At 49.2% G+C, this 17,212-nt stretch carries 15 protein-coding genes and 1 tRNA gene; 8 read left to right on the top strand and 8 right to left on the bottom strand.

The genetic code is table 11. The annotated features are described in order from the left end of the window. Nucleotides 1-54: 54 nt before the first annotated feature. Nucleotides 55-2,247, top strand: a complete 2,193-nt coding sequence (locus tag DSM2777_RS10750) for a sensor domain-containing phosphodiesterase (protein ID WP_061553931.1) — start codon at nt 55-57, stop codon at nt 2,245-2,247. 162 nt (nt 2,248-2,409) lie between these two features. Continuing rightward, complete coding sequence (gene mtfA / locus DSM2777_RS10745) at nt 2,410-3,204, top strand: DgsA anti-repressor MtfA (RefSeq protein WP_061553930.1); 795 nt, start codon at nt 2,410-2,412, stop codon at nt 3,202-3,204. Here the strand turns inward: mtfA and DSM2777_RS10740 are convergent. The 5 genes from DSM2777_RS10740 to DSM2777_RS10720 are packed head-to-tail and all read right to left on the bottom strand — an operon-like array spanning nt 3,197 to nt 6,372. Beyond that, on the bottom strand, nt 3,197-3,850 hold the full coding sequence (locus tag DSM2777_RS10740; protein ID WP_061553929.1) for an ABC transporter ATP-binding protein: 654 nt from the start codon (nt 3,848-3,850) through the stop codon (nt 3,197-3,199). The genes mtfA and DSM2777_RS10740 overlap by 8 nt on opposite strands. After that, the gene (locus DSM2777_RS10735) at nt 3,844-4,656 is read right to left on the bottom strand and encodes an energy-coupling factor ABC transporter ATP-binding protein (protein WP_237087836.1); all 813 of its coding nucleotides are present in this window, start codon (nt 4,654-4,656) and stop codon (nt 3,844-3,846) included. Before DSM2777_RS10735 ends, DSM2777_RS10740 begins: the two co-directional genes overlap by 7 nt. After that, a complete protein-coding gene (locus DSM2777_RS10730; protein WP_061553928.1) occupies nt 4,626-5,348 on the bottom strand; it encodes an energy-coupling factor transporter transmembrane component T in 723 nt (240 codons plus the stop codon). Before DSM2777_RS10730 ends, DSM2777_RS10735 begins: the two co-directional genes overlap by 31 nt. Continuing rightward, nucleotides 5,348-5,929, bottom strand: a complete 582-nt coding sequence (locus tag DSM2777_RS10725; RefSeq protein ID WP_046458494.1) for an ECF transporter S component — start codon at nt 5,927-5,929, stop codon at nt 5,348-5,350. Before DSM2777_RS10725 ends, DSM2777_RS10730 begins: the two co-directional genes overlap by 1 nt. Next, entirely contained in the window at nt 5,926-6,372 is a 447-nt protein-coding gene (locus DSM2777_RS10720; RefSeq protein ID WP_046458493.1) for a PPC domain-containing DNA-binding protein, read from the bottom strand. The genes DSM2777_RS10725 and DSM2777_RS10720 overlap by 4 nt, the downstream gene beginning before the upstream one ends. A gap of 175 nt (nt 6,373-6,547) precedes the next feature. Here DSM2777_RS10720 and DSM2777_RS10715 point away from each other — a divergent pair. Together DSM2777_RS10715 and DSM2777_RS10710 are read left to right on the top strand one after the other, a co-directional pair. Next, a tRNA-Asn gene (locus DSM2777_RS10715) sits at nt 6,548-6,623 on the top strand. A gap of 161 nt (nt 6,624-6,784) precedes the next feature. Beyond that, nucleotides 6,785-8,053, top strand: coding sequence for a tyrosine-type recombinase/integrase (locus DSM2777_RS10710; protein WP_049133227.1), 1,269 nt, complete (start codon nt 6,785-6,787; stop codon nt 8,051-8,053). Between the two features lie 149 nt (nt 8,054-8,202). Here DSM2777_RS10710 and DSM2777_RS10705 read toward each other — a convergent pair whose 3' ends face one another. Both DSM2777_RS10705 and DSM2777_RS10700 read right to left on the bottom strand, forming a co-directional pair. Beyond that, nucleotides 8,203-8,925, bottom strand: coding sequence for a sulfite exporter TauE/SafE family protein (locus DSM2777_RS10705; protein WP_049133250.1), 723 nt, complete (start codon nt 8,923-8,925; stop codon nt 8,203-8,205). 11 nt (nt 8,926-8,936) lie between these two features. After that, entirely contained in the window at nt 8,937-9,833 is an 897-nt protein-coding gene (locus DSM2777_RS10700) for an oxidoreductase (protein WP_061553927.1), read from the bottom strand. A 76-nt stretch (nt 9,834-9,909) separates the two neighbouring features. Here DSM2777_RS10700 and DSM2777_RS10695 point away from each other — a divergent pair, with 76 nt between their 5' ends. From DSM2777_RS10695 to DSM2777_RS10685, 3 genes are all read left to right on the top strand, one after another. Beyond that, nucleotides 9,910-10,794: a MurR/RpiR family transcriptional regulator gene (locus DSM2777_RS10695; protein WP_049133234.1), complete on the top strand. Its 885-nt coding sequence runs from the start codon at nt 9,910-9,912 to the stop codon at nt 10,792-10,794. Continuing rightward, complete coding sequence (locus tag DSM2777_RS10690) at nt 10,794-11,651, top strand: DMT family transporter (protein WP_049133237.1); 858 nt, start codon at nt 10,794-10,796, stop codon at nt 11,649-11,651. Before DSM2777_RS10695 ends, DSM2777_RS10690 begins: the two co-directional genes overlap by 1 nt. Before the next feature lie 464 nt (nt 11,652-12,115). Beyond that, the gene (locus DSM2777_RS10685; protein WP_049133240.1) at nt 12,116-14,890 is read left to right on the top strand and encodes an ATP-binding protein; all 2,775 of its coding nucleotides are present in this window, start codon (nt 12,116-12,118) and stop codon (nt 14,888-14,890) included. Here DSM2777_RS10685 and DSM2777_RS10680 read toward each other — a convergent pair. Next, a complete protein-coding gene (locus tag DSM2777_RS10680) occupies nt 14,867-16,054 on the bottom strand; it encodes an MFS transporter (protein WP_049133242.1) in 1,188 nt (395 codons plus the stop codon). The genes DSM2777_RS10685 and DSM2777_RS10680 overlap by 24 nt on opposite strands. Before the next feature lie 172 nt (nt 16,055-16,226). Here DSM2777_RS10680 and DSM2777_RS10675 point away from each other — a divergent pair, with 172 nt between their 5' ends. Then, a complete protein-coding gene (locus DSM2777_RS10675; protein WP_057630164.1) occupies nt 16,227-17,033 on the top strand; it encodes an SDR family NAD(P)-dependent oxidoreductase in 807 nt (268 codons plus the stop codon). Nucleotides 17,034-17,212 lie beyond the last annotated feature (179 nt).

Here is a 17,212-nt window from a genome sequence, read left to right as displayed (position 1 = left end):
ATGCGGTGAAATTATATTCTTACATTAACTCTAACCGACTAATGCGAACTAGCGATGGCTTTTAAATTCAGCTCAAACTTGAGAAAACAAATAACGGCGTTTATTGTCACTCTACTTTTTTTCCCCATCGCTCGTAGTATCTCACCTCATGCTGTTATCTATTACGAAAATGTTCACTTAGCTTATTTACCCGTCAGTTTGGCGGCTGCAATGATCCTGCTATTTGGGCGAAACGTATTAATCCCGCTGACAGCCGCATATTGCATTAGCTATCTCATGATCCCGTTCTTCACGCCCTCATCGGCAATAGCGATGACCTTGAGTATTGTCATCCCCTTGGCTGGCTGTTCATGGGTAGTCGAGATGATTTTGGGTAAACGCTGGCGTTATAATATCGGTAATAACGGGATCGGCGTCCGTCTATTTTGGCTAGGGTTAATTGCCCCCTTCTGGATGAAGGTGATGATTGTGGCTTCCGGCACGCTGATTGACGCACCACCAACGCTCGAACGCTACTTTAGTCTGAGTGCTGATGTCTACACACTCATTAATATTCAAAACCTGATTATTGCCGCGGTTATTTTTAGCGTTATATTCTATTACGGTATAAGAATGTTGCTAAATTGGCGCTATGCGCGAACCTTTTTCTTGTTTGATCTAAAGTCAGCCGTGAGCAATGAAGGCCGCGCGATCAATATCTGTTGGTTCGCGTTACTTGCCCTATTCTTGATTGTATTTTGCCTACCCTTCAATACAGTATTATTTTCAGGCTTTGTTGCCCCTGCAATATTTGTTCATTTTAACTACGGCATCAAACGCTTTAGTACCCGCTTGATCATTATGCTGTGGTCGTTCACTGCGCTTATGCTTCTGACCTATAGCAAAAGCTTTTTGCACATCGCCAATAATGCCTTTGAGCTAACCTTTATATCCTCGGTATTTATCGCGTTCACCGTTTCAATTTTTTATCTGTCGATGATGTTTAAGAAAAGTGACTGGATGCAGAAAGTTTATGCGCTTATGGCGTTAACCGATCCTATGACTAAGCTGCCTAATTTGCGAGCGCTCGAACATCATGTCCGTGCTCATCCCAAAGGCGTGTTATGTCACCTGCATCTTTCCAGCCTCGAGTTGCTTAGCCGCCACTATGGGCTTCGCATGCGGATACATTGTAAACAAAGCATTGCCGCCGTAATTAATAGTCATCTGGACAGCGGTGAGCGTGTATATCAATTACCTAGCTGTGATTTACTCATTTTTCTTTCTGGTAGTGAATACGAAAATATTCCCCGCTTAAATGCGCTACGCCAAAAGCTCAAAGAGCACCCGTTAAGCTGGAATAATATTCCGGTTGAACTGCACTATGGTTTGTCTTATGGCGAACTTAATCGTGAAACAGATAATCTTCATCGCCGTATTGGTCAGTTAAGCTATCTATGTGAAAAAGCATGCCAAGAGGATCGTCTGTTATGCCTTAGTGAGGGCAATCAGGTCGTCGCAACCCAAGTGTCAGACCGAGTCATGCTGCTGCAAAAAATCAAAAATGCACTTAATGAAAATAGCATCATGCTGCATGCGCAGCCGATTGAGCATAAAAATGGTACACGCTATTACGAAATTTTAGCGCGCCTGAAAGATAACAATGACATCATTACGCCAGATAAATTTATTCCTTTAATCGCGGAATTTAACCTTAGCCCACGCTTCGACCTGCTGATGGTTGAGAACGTAGTTAAATACATACGAACGCAAAACCTAGCCACAGAAGAAGTATGTTTCTCCGTTAATCTAATGCCTCTATCGTTAATGCAGCATGGTATTGCCGAGCGCATTATTGCTATTTTTGAGCAACACCGAGTGCCCCCTTCCGCCGTTGTTTTTGAAGTAACCGAAGAGCAAGGTTTCATCAATGCGGCCGCTGTCCATCATTGCATCAGTACATTACGCGACTATCACTTTCAAATTGCCATTGACGACTTTGGTACCGGATTTGCCAACTATGAGCGATTAAAAAAGCTGAATGCCGACATCATCAAAATAGATGGTTATTTCGTCAAAAATATTACCAGTAACCGCGTTGATCAGATGATCATAAAATCTATCTGTGAAATTGCAGGTGAAATGAAATTAAAAGTCGTCGCGGAATACGTAGAAACACAGGAGCAGCGCGATATGTTGATCACGCTAGGCGTGGAATACCTGCAAGGCTATCTTTTAGGTAAACCTGAACCTCTGGAGATTGCGTAGCCAACATGTTGATTTATTTATGCAAGCGAGTAACAAGCGTGGGTTTAATCACAGACTAATCGTAAAAAAAATGATTATCTACGCACCTAGTTTACTGTTTTATCCTGACGCTTTTTCATGATAAAACAGTGGTGAATAAACCATCATGGTGCGAGCAATCTAATGATTAAGTGGCCTTGGAACGCAGGTGAAAATCATCCTCTTGCCAATTACCCCTGGGAAGAGGCGTTAGCTATTCCTCTGCTTGCAACGCTCACACCATCCGAATTGCATAAATTAACGCTGGTTGCCTCAAAATTTTTGCAGTTGAAACGCATCGTTCCATTGCAAGACCTGCGTATTTCGCCTCTGCTTGAGGCTCGCATCGCTTTACTCTTTTCACTTCCCGTACTTGAGCTTGGCATCGATTGGCTCGATGGCTTTCATGAGATCCTGCTTTATCCAGAGCCTTTTATTTTTCATGAAGAATGGCAAGATGACATCGGTTTAGTTCATACCGGTCCTATGGTACAAGCAGGTCAATGTTCGGCGCAGGGGCCCGTTATCTTGAATCTGATGGATGTGAAGGACTCTTTCGATCTTTCTGGTTATAACCTTATCATCCATGAAACTGCACATAAGCTCGATATGCGTAACGCTGGCGTCGCTACCGGCATTCCGCCGATTGCGCTTAAAGACGTTGCGCAATGGGAATATGATCTGCAAACGGCGATGAACTCTATTCAAGACGAAGTGGACGTTGTCGGTGAGGCAGCCACCAGCCTTGATGCTTACGCAGCTAGCGAACCAGCAGAATGTTTTGCCGTGCTTTCTGAATACTTTTTTAGCGCGCCAGAGCTGCTCTACGGGCGTTTTCCCGCCATGTATGCGCATTTTGTAAAATTCTATCAGCAGGACCCTCTTGCTCGACAACAACATGCGCAGGCAAGCGATCTGTACACCACGAATGTTAAATAGATATTCGCGCTGTTCCTTGATTGACCAAAATAGTGCGTTGGAAGTGACGCTGAGAAAACTCAGGATCGTGGCTTATCGCGATCACCGTCGTTCCCTGTTGACGGTTTTTTTCCAACCAAGCGTCAAAGATCGCCATCCAATAAGGATCAAAATCGCGGCTCGGCTCGTCTAAAAGTAATAAGGGCGGCTGCATTGCACATAGGCACGCCACGGCGACCATACGACGCTGTCCACTGTGCAAGTCAAGCGGGTGTTTATTCGCAACGGCGGCTAAACCGCACGTTTCGATGGCCAGTTGTATGCGCTCTTCAATAAGCGCCGAGGGCAAACGCTGTAGCCGTAGGCCAAACCGAATTTCATCGCGCACTGAACTGTGAAACAGCTGGCGTTCAACTTCCTGAAATAAAAAACCAATCTGCGCCGCTTTTTCTACCGACTTCATCCGAGCAAGATCCACGCCATCTAAATACACCGTTCCACTGCTCGGTTTGAGTAAACCCGCAGCGAGTCGAAGCAACGTTGATTTTCCAGCACCGTTTTCTCCGGTAATCACCCATTGTTCGCCACGTTTGATGTGCAGATTGACATCTTGCAGGCAGTTATTTGCCGCCTCCCAGCCAAAGCCCATATTTTCTATATTTAGCATAGTTGGCTACCTCGCATAAAAGGAGCCAAAACCCGCGCAGCCTCATTAAGACTCTCAGTTTCTTGCCATAGCATCGTTTTCAATTGTTCGGGTAAAACCACTTGTTGCACGAGTGACGACGGGGGAATCTCTTCAAAAGGACGCGTCCTTCCTTCTTCCAGCAATACACGTTGCAAGCAATAATCGGCCGCGGGGAAAAGACGATGTTCAAGCATGGCCACTGAACACTGCAATTCTTCGACATAGCATTGAATAGCGTCCAGCGCTTGATAGGTTGCCTCTTGGCTTAATCGCCCCAACGCCTGATCGAGCACTAATAATTTTGGATGCATAACCAAGACACAGGCCAGTAAAACCCTCTGAGCTTCACCTCCCGATAGGGTTTGGGGATTGCGTAACCGCAGATGTTGGCACTTAAAACGCGTCAGCGCAGTCTCCACCCGACTCATTATTTCAGCTGTAGGCAGTGCTAAATTCTGTGGCCCAAAGGCAATTTCATCCTCAACGGTGAAGCAGCAGCCAGAGAACTGTAAATAGGGCGATTGTTGAACCCACTGGCGCGTATGCTTCATCTCATTTTCAAGCAAAATGTTGCTCCCCAACACCTCGCACTTGCCTTGAATATGTCGCAATGAACCATCCTCAAGGCTGCCAACCAGTAATCTGGCAAGTAGGCTTTTTCCAGAACCATTGCCACCGAGAACGGCAAGCCACTGCCCTTCTTCCAACTTCAGGGTTATTGGCCCTAGCTGATAAACACCATGCACATCCACCATTAACCGATCGATATCGAGTGATAAAGCCAAAACGCGCCTCCTTCGACGAGCAAACAACACAGTAAAACAACGCGTAAAAATGGCTCCCAGCGATATTCGGAGATAGGTTTCAGTACGGTCCGATGTGGGTAACGACGAAATGCCCGCGCATCTAGCGCAGAGCTTCGCGTGGTTAAATCATTGAGACTTTGCATGAGCATAGGTGAAAGCAACGGCACGATCGTTTTCAATCGCTGAACAAGAGAACCATCAAAACTTACGCCCCGCGCGCTTTGTACTTCTTTAATCGCGGCTAATTGTTGTTTAAGTTGCTCCTTGAGGAGCAGAGGACCTGCACATAAATAAGCCATGCCGACAGGTAAACGGCTAGAGAATAAAGCGGCAACAAATTGCTGAGTGGGCACCTTTTGCAGCCACAGTTGAGCGGCTGCAAAGAAAACGAATAGGCGTAGCCACAATACAATGGCAAACATCGGAGCGGCAAAACTGACATTGTCACTATGCGAAAACAACGATTGAAGCCAGTGACTATGAACCAGCCACAGCCCGATCCCCATGGGGATCATGAATGCCATCACAATTTTGATACGCCAGCGAGCCGCTGCCCACATCATGATCATGACCACAGGCACCATGCACCATCCCACGAGAATCGGCAGAGGCACAAACAGCGCACTAACGGAATACCAGAGCCAGAGCGCTAGCCATGTGAAAGGATGCATTAACGTATCGGAGCCATATGCGGGAAATTATGCCGCGTGCGCTCTGGCATGCGACGCAGAAGCACCCACACAATCAGCACCGTTAAAATTTTATCAATGAGATTAATGCCGATAACGGTGAAGGCAACGGACTCTTGCAGCCCCTCACCGACAGCATGCAAATAGGCCACCACAAAATCTGCACCGCTTCCTGTCGCACCGCCAAACAGATAAGTTCGAATAGGTACCGCCACTACCGTTAAGCACAGCGTGATTACCACACCCGTGATCACAACGCGGCCAAACGATTTAAACCATCCCGCACGAGCCATTACACCCGCAACGCAGCCAATGACCATGGCAACGGGCGCAAAAGCGGCCGCAATCGGACCCGTGAGAAGCCCCCAGAGTAAATTTGTGACTAGCCCTGTGAACAACGCAACCCACGGCCCCGCCAGCACCGCACAGAGCACCGTGCCTATCGAGTCTAAAAAAAGCGGTAGTTTAAGCATCGAAATCATCTGTCCTGCGATCATGTTAATCGCAACACAAATAACAATCAGAACTAAGCTACGGCTAGAAAATTGGCGTTTCTCTTTCATTTATTCTCGTCCTTAAGATCGTTGCGAGGAGCAATAGCTAATTCTTCGTAGCCGGATAAAATACAGTGCTGGCGCGAAAAATCGACATCACACAGCTCGCCAATGATGAGTTCTAGCGTCGTTCTAACAATATTTCCAGGCATAACATGACCACCGAACATCCTTCCGGTTTCATCGGCAACCGACATATGTAGGTGTTCGAACTGGCTATCTAAAGTTCCGCCAAGGGCGATAACTTCAAATTTCCCTTCAATTAAGCTAGTCCGCTCGCATCCGGCATACCGGAGCGAAACCGTTGAGAGGCTTCCGACTACGGAAGCGATCCAGCCGGCTTTAATGTGATGTATGGCAACAAATTGCCTTAATTCGGCAATTAACTCTGTTCCCGGCAGAAGTCTGAGGGGGTAAAACTGGCTCGATGAGACTAAATCCTTAGCACGCATAAGTATTCCAGTATGTGAATAAACCGCACAATAGTAAGAAAAATAAAAGGGTTACTTTGCGATAAAGAACAAAGTTTTAGCTTTTTGTGCACTTAATCAGCAATCAAACTCACTATTTTAATTAGCCGTTGACAGTCACCCTCGTGCTCGCTAATATCTGCCCCGTTCAAACGATTCCTCTGTAGTTCAGTCGGTAGAACGGCGGACTGTTAATCCGTATGTCACTGGTTCGAGTCCAGTCAGAGGAGCCAATTTCCTGTTTGCATGCATCTTTGCGAATCCTTATCTGATATTGATTCAAGAGGTTAGCGTGAAAACTCTTCCCGGTGCATTTTGATTTTACCCTCCGCATCGGGAAAAATTGGTGGTCAAATCTGGGGTCAGGTTAGTTCGATGACGGAGTGACCCCCAAATGCCCCTTAACGACTCAAAAATCCGCACCTTAAAACCATCCGCAAAACCCTTCAAAGTTTCTGATTCTCACGGTCTGTACCTTCTTATCAAACCAGGCGGCTCACGTCACTGGTATCTAAAATATCGTATAAACGGCAAAGAATCCCGCATTGCCCTGGGTGCCTATCCTGCCGTCTCCCTGTCTGATGCCCGCCAGCAGCGCGAAGGTATCCGTAAGATGCTGGCGCTGAACATCAACCCGGCACAGCAGAGGGCTGCTGAACGCAGAGCCTGCACACCAGAGAAGGTGTTTAAAACAGTGGCGCTGGCATGGCATAAAAACAATAAAAAGTGGTCGCAGAACACCGCTGGACGTCTACTTGCCAGCATGAACAACCATATCTTTCCTGTAATTGGTCATCTGTCCGTCACGGAGCTTAAACCCCATCATTTCATTGACCTGCTGAAAGGCATTGAGGAAAAGGGCCTGTTGGAAGTCGCGTCCCGCACGCGGCAGCACCTCAGTAACATCATGCGCCATGCGGTCCATCAGGGATTTATCGACACCAACCCGGCAGCAAATCTTGATGGCGTGACGGCTCCCCCCATGAGACACCACTATCCCGCCCTGCCGCTGGAGCGGCTGCCTGAACTGATTGAACACATTGAAGCATATCATCAGGGCCGTGAACTGACCCGGCTTGCTGTCCTGCTGACGCTGCATCTGTTCATTCGCTCCAGTGAGCTGCGCTTTGCACGCTGGTCAGAAATTGATTTCATAAACAGAATTTGGACGATACCCGCCACACGCGAAGCCATTGTGGGTGTGCGTTATTCAGGGCGCGGTGCCAAAATGCGCACTGCTCATATCGTGCCCCTCTCACAGCAGGCTATAGCTATTCTGAAACGGATTAAGGAAATATCCGGGGCTTACGAACTGGTCTTCCCCGGCGACCATAACCCGTACAGGCCGATGTGCGAAAACGCGGTTAATAAAGCACTGCGCCTTATGGGATTCGACACGAAACAGGACATCTGCGGACATGGCTTTCGGGCAATGGCATGCAGTGCCCTGATGGAGTCTGGCTTATGGTCGCAGGATGCAGTGGAACGCCAGATGAGTCACCAGGAGCGCAACACCGTGCGTCTGGCTTACATTCATAAGGCTGAGCATCTGGAAGCCCGCAAGGCGATGATGCAGTGGTGGTCAGATTATATCGATACATGCCGGGTCGCATACGTACCACCTTTTAACACAGGGCGGAATAAAAACAACGAAGCTGCATGAACAATAACAAAAAGCTGTACCAGCATACCCTGGTACGGCTTTATTCATTTCTGATGGCTTGCCAACCCCTCCACCCCGACCCGTCGCTGCCTGTAGAAAGCTGTTACACAATAACAACACGCTTGCGCCGTCAGCCCTGGCGTGCCATTTCATTTGAGAGCAAGGATCATCCCTACTGCCCCAGCGACGAGAACGGCATCAATGAGAAGCTCGAACGTATGCGTCTGGAGTTTCTGGACGAGACGTTTCGCAATCATCGAACCGACGAACAATGCGATGCCGATGGCAAGTCCATATGTGAGGACAGGCTGCGCGAGTGCGCCCGATATACCGAACGTAGCTAGCTTGCCAGCGTAGAGCAGGATTGCGCTTGCCGCCTCTGATCCCAAAAATACGCCTCCACTCATTCCGTACCCGGTAAATACCGGCACGCTGAGCGGCCCGGTGGACAGCACGAATCCTGTCAGAAACCCGACAATCGCCCCGGCAAAACTCATGTGCCAGAGATTCAAGTGGAGGTTCGATCGTCTGATGAGACGGCGCAGCGGGATCATCGCAAGGAAGAAAGCTGCCAGGAATACCTCCACTGTGCCAGGAGAAATCGTAAGTAACGTGTTCGCCCCGAGAACAGCCGCAGGAACTCCCGCCAACGAATAGGCAAACACCGGTCGCCAACGAATCTCATGCCACCAGACAATCACCCGTCCGATGTTGCCGAAAAGGGAGGCGATCGCCATAACAGGCACAGCAATCCGTGGCCCGTACGTGGCGACGAGGACGGGCAGCATGATTAACGACGAGCCAGTGCCGACGACACCGCTGAGTACTCCGGCACCGAGAGCGACGAAGAAGAGAAGTAAGAGTGCAATCATCGGCTTTAGGATCAACCAGGGCCATCGCTCGCAGCCGCAAGAAGCGGCACCAGGATGTCGCTGATCGGCGTTGGAATGCTGTGAACCCGGCCGCGACGCGCAATGACGCCGTTGCGGATATCCCATTCAAGCGGTCGGCCAGCTTCTCGATCCGTGAGGATGGAGGTGCTCATGTCTGCAGGAGCCGCCCGGAACTTATCGAGGATCTCCTGCGGCACTTCGTCTCCGAGTTCAGCGCCCTCTGCACGTGCCACGGCCAGGCATTCCTGCAGATAAGCCAGCGTAAGCCTGGCGATATCAGCACGGCCAAACATGCCTGAGCGGCGGTGCGTGAGTGCCATGAGTCCAGCCACCGCATTCTGCATCAGCTTGCGCCAGGCCAGGGAGCTGAAATTCGCGGCCAGATCTACGGAGCACCACGTGCCTTGCAGCGCTGCGGCCACTACACGGGAAGCTGGTGCGTCTGGCACGCTGAGGCGCGCCTCACCACGCAAGCGTACCGAGCCATCGGACTGCGCTTGCGCAGGGAACCACACGACAGCGGGAACGCTCTGTCCGGGCAGAGAGTACGTAGCGAGCCTGTCCAACTGTTCGACCCCGTTCTGGAGCACGCATACAACCGTCTCCGGGCCAGTCAACGCCCTGAGCCATTCTGCTGCCGCGTCGATTTGTGTGGACTTGACTGCCAGAAAGATAAGATCAACCGTGCGAGTGATTTGTGCCGGATTCGTCTGTACCGGACCGGGTACGGTGATAAAGTGGTCGCCATCTTGCAAGGTCAGGTGATCGCGGGGAGTACGTCCACACAGCAATGGTGTGCGGTCGACTTCGTGTAACGCCGCCGCGACTGTTGTGCCGATGGCACCTGGACCTAAAACAGCAACAACTGTATTGATTTCAGTGTTCATGAATGCGGACTCCTTGCAACAGAATCTAATTACGTGGTGGTTGTGCCCTTCCCAAAGGACATGTAATATATTACATATGAATAAAGAAATTGGTAATAGAATTTCAGAAGGTGAGCAGCGGTTACAGCAATGGCTTGGCAGCATTCACGCCCGAAGCGGCGACCTCGCTGCAAGTGAGGCTAAAGTTGTCGACCTCCTGCTTGTCGATCCTTTATTTGTCGGTACAAGCACGGCAGCACAGGTTGCCACCCGTGCTGGTGTATCACCGCCGACAGTAATACGCGCTGCACGAGCGATCGGGTTCACCGGGTTCACTGAACTTAAGATAGAGATTGCCCGGGCTCGTGGCACTGCCCAATTCTTTGCCCCGCCTGAAGTTCTTACAGCGGATGCGACGCTGGCATCAGTGCTGGAAACATCAATTCGTGCTGGTGTAGACGCACTGACTGCGCTCAGCGGTGCTATCGAAATCTCCGCCCTTGATGAGGCGGTCGATTTAATCCAGAGCGCACGCCAGGTATTTGCATTTGGTGCTGGTCCCTCTGCGACGGTTGCCGCTGATGCGGTCTTTCGTTTGCGGACGGCGGGTGTGATAACCGTCAGTATCCAGGATTATTTATCAGCGATGATTGCTGCTCGTCTACTCGGTCCAGGCGACGTCATCATCGTCGTCAGTTCAACAGGGCGCACATCATCCACACTCTCCATCGCTGATGCAGCATCCTCGGCAGGAGCATCGCTTATTGCAATAACTAACCAGTACGATACCCCACTGGCGACACTCGCCAACGTTTCGCTCGTTGTTGGCGGAATGCCACTCCCGGCACAGATGGCCGCTGCCGGGAGTCGACTGGCCCAGCTCGTCGTTATTGATACGCTGGTCGCTGCTCTCACTCTGCGGGATAAAGAACAAAGTCGCCGGGCTGAACGGGCGGGTATTGATTTGCCCGATATGTCCTGATGCAGTTCAGCACGGTAGCAATGATTCTTACTGCTGCGGTAGCCCATGCAGTATGGAATATAGCCTCAAAATACAAGAGGGAAGACACTCTTGTGTTCGTCTGGGCGTACAGCTGTGCCTCAGCATTGCTGTGGGTCCCGTTCAGCCTCATTCTGATAGTTGAGGGACAACAGGAGCTCGACTGGAGACTCGCTGTCGGCGCAGTTATCTCGTCTGCACTTCATATCGCTTATTCTCTAATCTTGCAGGCTGGCTACGAGCGCGCCGAACTGGGTGTTGTTTATCCGATTGCCCGAGGAAGTGGACCAGTTCTGACGATACTGTTTGCAACCCTTCTCATGGGAGAACGGCTTTCACCAGGCGCTTTACTCGGCGCCTTTATCGTTATCGCTGGTATTTTCGTTGTCACCGGCAATCCGTTCAGGAGCGGAAGCCGGCCGCTACAAGGAATGCTTTGGGGGGCAGCGACAGGCACCGCCATCGCTGGCTATACACTCTGGGACGGTTATTCGGTAATCTCTCTGCACCTGGATCCAGTGAGCTACTACGCCAGCACACTCCTGCTACAGAGTCTGATTCTTACCCCTGGTGCGATGCGGCGACGAAATCGCATTCCAACTGCTGTACGTGTGGATATCATCCCAATCCTTATCATTGCTGTATGCTCTCCCCTTGCCTACATCCTTGTACTGACAGCCATGCAGAGCATGCCACTGGCACTCGTCGCTCCTCTCAGGGAAACATCCATTATTGTCGGCTCTCTTCTTTCGTACTGGCTGTTTCGTGAAAATCATCTGGCACGCCGGATTGCCGGTGCAGTGGTGGTGCTGACCGGCATCGCAATAATTAGCCTTTGATCGCTTCGTTGGATGCCAATCGTCGTCTCATTGTCAGCGTGGATCGTTCGTCGATATACTCTGTTTATGGTACAGGTATCAAGTCCGCTTCCTCTGTCTGTGGCTGTTAGCGCCATTGAGATAAGACTGTATAAACCGCCATCAGTTCTGGTATTGGCATCCCGTACCACCATTATTTAAATGTTCGGACACACGCTGTTATTTGAAGGTTAATCCCTAGTCGAATGATTATCCATGTGAGTGCTTTTCCAGCCATGCCTGATGGGATATGGCTGGCATAGATAGTTCAGTTTTCATCACCAGTTTGATCGCAAAGCTATGCCACATAGCACTATTGGCTTTATAATCATTAACGGTAAAAGTGGTATTGAATAGTGATACTCCGGTGCAACACATTCAACATGTAGCCTGATTCTGATAACCGCTTTCGTTAGAAATGGCTTACTCCATAGCGAGAGTTCGTGATGCTCAAAACAGAAGATCTCAACACTATGATATCAATTGATGAGATTCACTTTGCTGACTGGCAAATCTGGCCACAGCTAAGGATTCTGTTACATCGGGGTAAGCCAGTAAGAATTTCTGCCAGAGCTTTTGATGTTCTGGTTGTTCTGGTGAGTGCCAGAGGTAAAGCGGTAAATAAAGAATCTTTACTTACGCAAGTGTGGGGAAATGAAATCGTCGAAGAAAATAATCTTCAGGCACAAATTTCAGCTATACGCCGCATACTGGGACATGACCGCCATCTACTGGTTACTGAATTTGGTTGTGGTTATCGCTTTAATATCAACAATTCGCCAACTGAACCGCTCTCTAAATCAAAAATACCTGAGCCCGCTATTACCCCTTTTCTAGCGTCGATTCTGGGGCGTGATAAAGCTGTGCAGGAATTATGCGCCTTATTGGATCAATACCGTCTGGTGACGATTACAGGCTCAGGGGGCGTGGGTAAGACTCGTCTGGCATGGGAAGTCGTCAGTCTTACACACACGCATTTTCCTGATGGAATATGTGTGGCTGAACTGGCTCATATCACCGAAGCATCCAGCTTGCTATCCGTTATTTCACAAGCGCTCCATCTTCCATTAGCTGCCATTCATAATGATGCCGATTTACGGCAACAGCTTGCACGGCGTCGATGTTTACTGCTGATTGATAACTGTGAACATGTAATTAATGAACTTGAACCAGTGATTACGTTGCTCCTGCACCTGGCTCCCCATATCAAACTGTTGTTGACCAGCCAGGTAGCGTTGCAGGTTGCCGGCGAGCAACAATATCTACTACCACCATTACAAGTTCCTGAGAGCGAAGAGGCTGATACCCACGAGTTACTAACTTTTTCCAGTGTCCGCCTCTTTATCGAACGCGGGCAGGCCAATCGACATAATTACCATCCATCAGCCAGCGAACTGTCTTTGATTGGCGAGTTATGCCGTCATCTTGACGGTCTGCCGCTGGCGATTGAACTTGCGGCCTCCCGTCTGCCAGTCATGAGTGTCAAAGAGATCTATAGCCGACTGGAAGACCGTTTCCAGCTATTGAGCAATACGCACAGATCTCTGGAGCCCAGACATCAGAAAATACTGACCGCGCTGGAGTGGACTTATCAGTTGCTCAACACACGTGAACAACGATTATTTTGCTCTCTGGGGATCTATACCGATATGTTCAGTGTGAAATCAGTAAGCGACCTTCTGCTGATTAAAGACAAGCATCGCTGGCAGGTTGTTGACGATCTGCAAAGATTGCTGTCTTTATCCCTGATTCAGGTCAGTACTCAGGTACCAGAGACCCGTTTCCGCCTGCTGGAAACCATGCGCCAGTTCGCATGCGATAAACTCAGGCAACAGGGTGAATATACTGTTCTTGAGGCCCGTTTTGCCGACTATTATAAAGTTCTGGTAAAAGAGGCACAAGATGATTGGTTTATGCTGCCAACAGGACAATGGCGTGAACGTTATAGCCATATACTTAATGATTTGCGGAGTGTATTACAGCAAACGTTGATTGAGGGAGCTGATCCCTCTAAAGGGCTTGAGATCTTACAAGCTATGACCCCTTTTTGGATTGAATATTCACTATACGATGAATGTCAGCGCCATATTTATCCTCTGCTTTATGAAAATACTTCGCAGGTAGTATTAACGCTACGCCAGAGAATGAATCTCAGCGCTGTAGCAGGTAAGGCGTCAACCTGGACAAAAGGCCCTACGCCTGAAACACATTCAGCCTGGAAAACCGCGCTGACAATTGCAGAAAAGCTCGACGACAAAGAAATACGTTTACAGGCACATTACGGATTATGGTTGTATTATCTGCGTACTGGCGAGTTGGATAAAGCGCTTGAGCATGCGCAATCTATGTGCGAGCTAGCACGGTCCATTACCGACGAGGAGGCGATGGCAACCGGGCTGCGTATTCTCGGTGTATCCCTGCATTTTTTGGGCCGTCATGATGTCGGGCGTGATTATCTCCAACAATCTCTTGATTGGTATGAACATGGTGAATTAAGCCACTCTTTCCGTTTTGGTCTTGATCAAGAGAGCGCCGGTCAGGCCTTTCTGTCTCGTTTACTCTGGTTACAGGGTGAGTATAAGGCAGCGAAACAGATGGCATGGCGCGGTGTTAAAAAAGCCGCTCGTTTGCAGCATGTCTGTTCTCTTTGCTGTGCACTGGCTGAAGGCGCTTGTATGACAGCAGCACTGGATCGTAATCCGCGTTGGGTTATAAAGGCCGCAAACTGGCTTATTCATCTGGCAAAAAGGCATGATTTATATTTCTGGAAGACATATGGCGAGCTGTTTCTTGTTTGGGCTAAACAGTTCAGTCATACCGATGTTAGTCAAACCACACTATTTAGCTCGTTGCGGGCGATGGGATTAGACTGGCAATATTCCCCCTTGTTGTCAGAAATTGATACCGGGGTATCACTGAGAGCCACCCGCCAGGATCATGAAAACTGGTGCACGCCTGAGCTGATGCGTCTTTCTGCCACTCAATTACCTCCTCAGAAGCAACGCCTGCTGTTGGAGCAGGCCCTGGACAAAGCGCGCCAGCAACAGGCTTATGGCTGGGCCCTCCGTATTGCTTATTCATTGGCGACATTGCAGGCTGAAGCCGGGGAAAAATGGGCTGCTAAACAATTGATACAGGACGCTTTAAATGATGTTGATGACTCAGACAATGCGACGGATGTAAGAAGTGCTATTGCGTTATGTGCCCGAATAGGGGCCTGAATATTTACGTCTTACGGCTATCAACATCCCCATGATCACGAGTCCGCCCCCTGCTGAAGAAATCAGCGCCCAGCTATGAGTTGTCTCCCATAACCAGGTGGCAGTCAGTGAGCCACATGCTCCGCCAATAAACATAACGCACATAAATAATGTATTAAGACGGTTTCTGGCATCCGGACGCAAAGAATAAATCGTGTGCTGATTAGCTATCAGTACACATTGCTCACCCGCATCCAGTAGTAGAATGCCCACCACCATACCCACAATACTGTTCCATCTCCAAAAAACAGTCCAGGCTAGCAGCATGAGTATCACACCAAAAACAACCATTCGGAATGGTCCCTGACGATCGCTGAAACTTCCCGCCAGAGGCGCACACAGAATACCGATTAACCCCAAAGCAGCCAGGGTGCCGGTTATCCCTGCACCGTAATCGTAGCGATGAGCTAACCAGAAAGGGAGCACGGTCCACAGCACGCTGAAGGAGGCAAACAGCATTGCTTGTGTAAGAGTTGCACCACGCACCTGCGGCTCGCTTTTCCACAGCTGTCCTAATGAACGTAATACCGCCAGATAGTTAAACTTTGGCGTTGGCAACGACTGAGCAGGCAAAATGCGCAAGATGAAAAATATAGCCAGCAATGTCATGATCGCGCCGGACAAAAAGACACCGCGCCAGCCGAAATACTGACCAATAAGGCCTCCGATAGCCCGGCCAGCAAGGATACCTGCCAGGACACCGCTCATCACCGTACCCACGGTTTTACCTCGTGCAGAAGTTCTGGTGAGCGAGGCGGCAAGCGGCACTATCTGTTGGGCTACTGTTGCAGCCATCCCGGTAAGGAAGGAGAAGAACACCAACACTGTCGCCGTTGGCGATAACATCATGCCGATCAGTGCCAGGAAAAGCACCTGCGCTTGACGCAGGATAAGCCGCTGACGTTCAATATAATCGCCCAGTGGGATCAGAAAGAATAAGCCCACCGCATAGCCTAACTGGGTGCCCATGGGGATCAAAGAAACAGCCCCCCATTCATTGGGAAAGGATCCGGCAATTAAATTCAGGACAGATTGATTAAAATAAATATTAGCTACAACAATACAGCAAATAATCGCCAGCATAAGAATCCTGGCAGAAGAAAGCTCATGATTGTCCGTTCGCATTGACCACTCCTGGCTCTAAACTCAATATCGTCTGGAGTATAAGCAGACGGAAATCCCAACTCTTTGACCGCTTTTTTCAGACGTCTGAATTCTGATGCACAAGCTCCTGAAAAAGAGATTTGTTACTAATACTGCTCATGTTATTAACTGTGCTTAACTTGAGGAGCAGCAAATGGATTTAAAACTGACTGGAAAAGTGGCTCTGGTAACCGGAGCCCGAACCGGAATTGGTTTCAGCATTTGTGAAGAACTGGCCATGAATGGTGTGCATTTAGTCATGGTGGCCAGACGAGAACCTGAGCTGATTCTGGCTGCGAAAAAAATTTCAGAGAAATACGGTGTTTCGGTGCTGCCTGTTGCCGGGGATGTGACTGATCCCAAACTACCTTCTTTAGTGGTTGAACAAGCGGAAAAGGTTTTTCAGCGTATTGATTTACTGGTTAACAATGCCGGAAGAGCCCATGCGGGCACGCTGTTAACCACTTCGGAAGAAGACTGGCAGATAATGACTGAGACCAAATTATCCGCCATGCGACGTTTTTGTAAGGTAATCATCCCCGGGATGCAGAGACGAAACTGGGGGCGTATTGTCAATATCTCATCCATTGGCGGTATCTACCCTAATCCGCAACTTACCGTCTCACACGCACTGAGCGCCGCTATCAACAACCTGACCCGTAGTTTAGCACTTAGCGTGGCTCCGGATGGCATTCTGGTCAATGCGATCGGAGTGGGTGCTGTCGCGACGGATAACTGGGCGCAGAACATGCTACCGAATGTTCGCAATCGTCGTCCTGAACTGGTTGACAGAACAGACGAAGAGGTAATGGCATTACTGGGTAAAGAGAAAACGCCTGTGGGCCGCTTTGGACTTCCTGAAGATATTGCTGCAATTGCTGCGTTCCTACTTTCTGGGAGGAATCAGTTTGTTACTGGACAGACAATTGAAGCATCAGGCGGAGCAGACAGATTTATGTAATGTCTTCCATTCAACTTAAATAATGTTTGAGGATTGAATTAGTTTAACCTGATATTTGTTCTTCTTTTCAATCACTGCGAAATATGAGGCCGGACATGGGGGACTGAAACGCTAAGAAGCCCCCGCGTTAATATAACCCAAATATTATAACGCAATAGATCCCGCACCATGAAATTTAT

The sequence above is a fragment of the Obesumbacterium proteus genome (genome assembly GCF_001586165.1).
GTDB classification, from domain to species: Bacteria; Pseudomonadota; Gammaproteobacteria; order Enterobacterales; family Enterobacteriaceae; genus Hafnia; species Hafnia protea.
The sequence above is the reverse complement of the archived record's forward strand: the minus strand, read 5'-3'. Positions and strand labels throughout refer to the sequence as shown.

Coding starts and splice junctions, on each gene's coding strand:
- DSM2777_RS10750 (WP_061553931.1), top strand. CDS start 55: ATGGCTTTTAAATTCAGCTCAAACTTGAGAAAACAAATAACGGCGTTT.
- mtfA (WP_061553930.1), top strand. CDS start 2,410: ATGATTAAGTGGCCTTGGAACGCAGGTGAAAATCATCCTCTTGCCAAT.
- DSM2777_RS10740 (WP_061553929.1), bottom strand. CDS start 3,850: ATGCTAAATATAGAAAATATGGGCTTTGGCTGGGAGGCGGCAAATAAC.
- DSM2777_RS10730 (WP_061553928.1), bottom strand. CDS start 5,348: ATGCATCCTTTCACATGGCTAGCGCTCTGGCTCTGGTATTCCGTTAGT.
- DSM2777_RS10725 (WP_046458494.1), bottom strand. CDS start 5,929: ATGAAAGAGAAACGCCAATTTTCTAGCCGTAGCTTAGTTCTGATTGTT.
- DSM2777_RS10720 (WP_046458493.1), bottom strand. CDS start 6,372: ATGCGTGCTAAGGATTTAGTCTCATCGAGCCAGTTTTACCCCCTCAGA.
- DSM2777_RS10710 (WP_049133227.1), top strand. CDS start 6,785: ATGCCCCTTAACGACTCAAAAATCCGCACCTTAAAACCATCCGCAAAA.
- DSM2777_RS10705 (WP_049133250.1), bottom strand. CDS start 8,925: ATGATTGCACTCTTACTTCTCTTCTTCGTCGCTCTCGGTGCCGGAGTA.
- DSM2777_RS10700 (WP_061553927.1), bottom strand. CDS start 9,833: ATGAACACTGAAATCAATACAGTTGTTGCTGTTTTAGGTCCAGGTGCC.
- DSM2777_RS10695 (WP_049133234.1), top strand. CDS start 9,910: ATGAATAAAGAAATTGGTAATAGAATTTCAGAAGGTGAGCAGCGGTTA.
- DSM2777_RS10690 (WP_049133237.1), top strand. CDS start 10,794: ATGCAGTTCAGCACGGTAGCAATGATTCTTACTGCTGCGGTAGCCCAT.
- DSM2777_RS10685 (WP_049133240.1), top strand. CDS start 12,116: ATGCTCAAAACAGAAGATCTCAACACTATGATATCAATTGATGAGATT.
- DSM2777_RS10680 (WP_049133242.1), bottom strand. CDS start 16,054: ATGCGAACGGACAATCATGAGCTTTCTTCTGCCAGGATTCTTATGCTG.
- DSM2777_RS10675 (WP_057630164.1), top strand. CDS start 16,227: ATGGATTTAAAACTGACTGGAAAAGTGGCTCTGGTAACCGGAGCCCGA.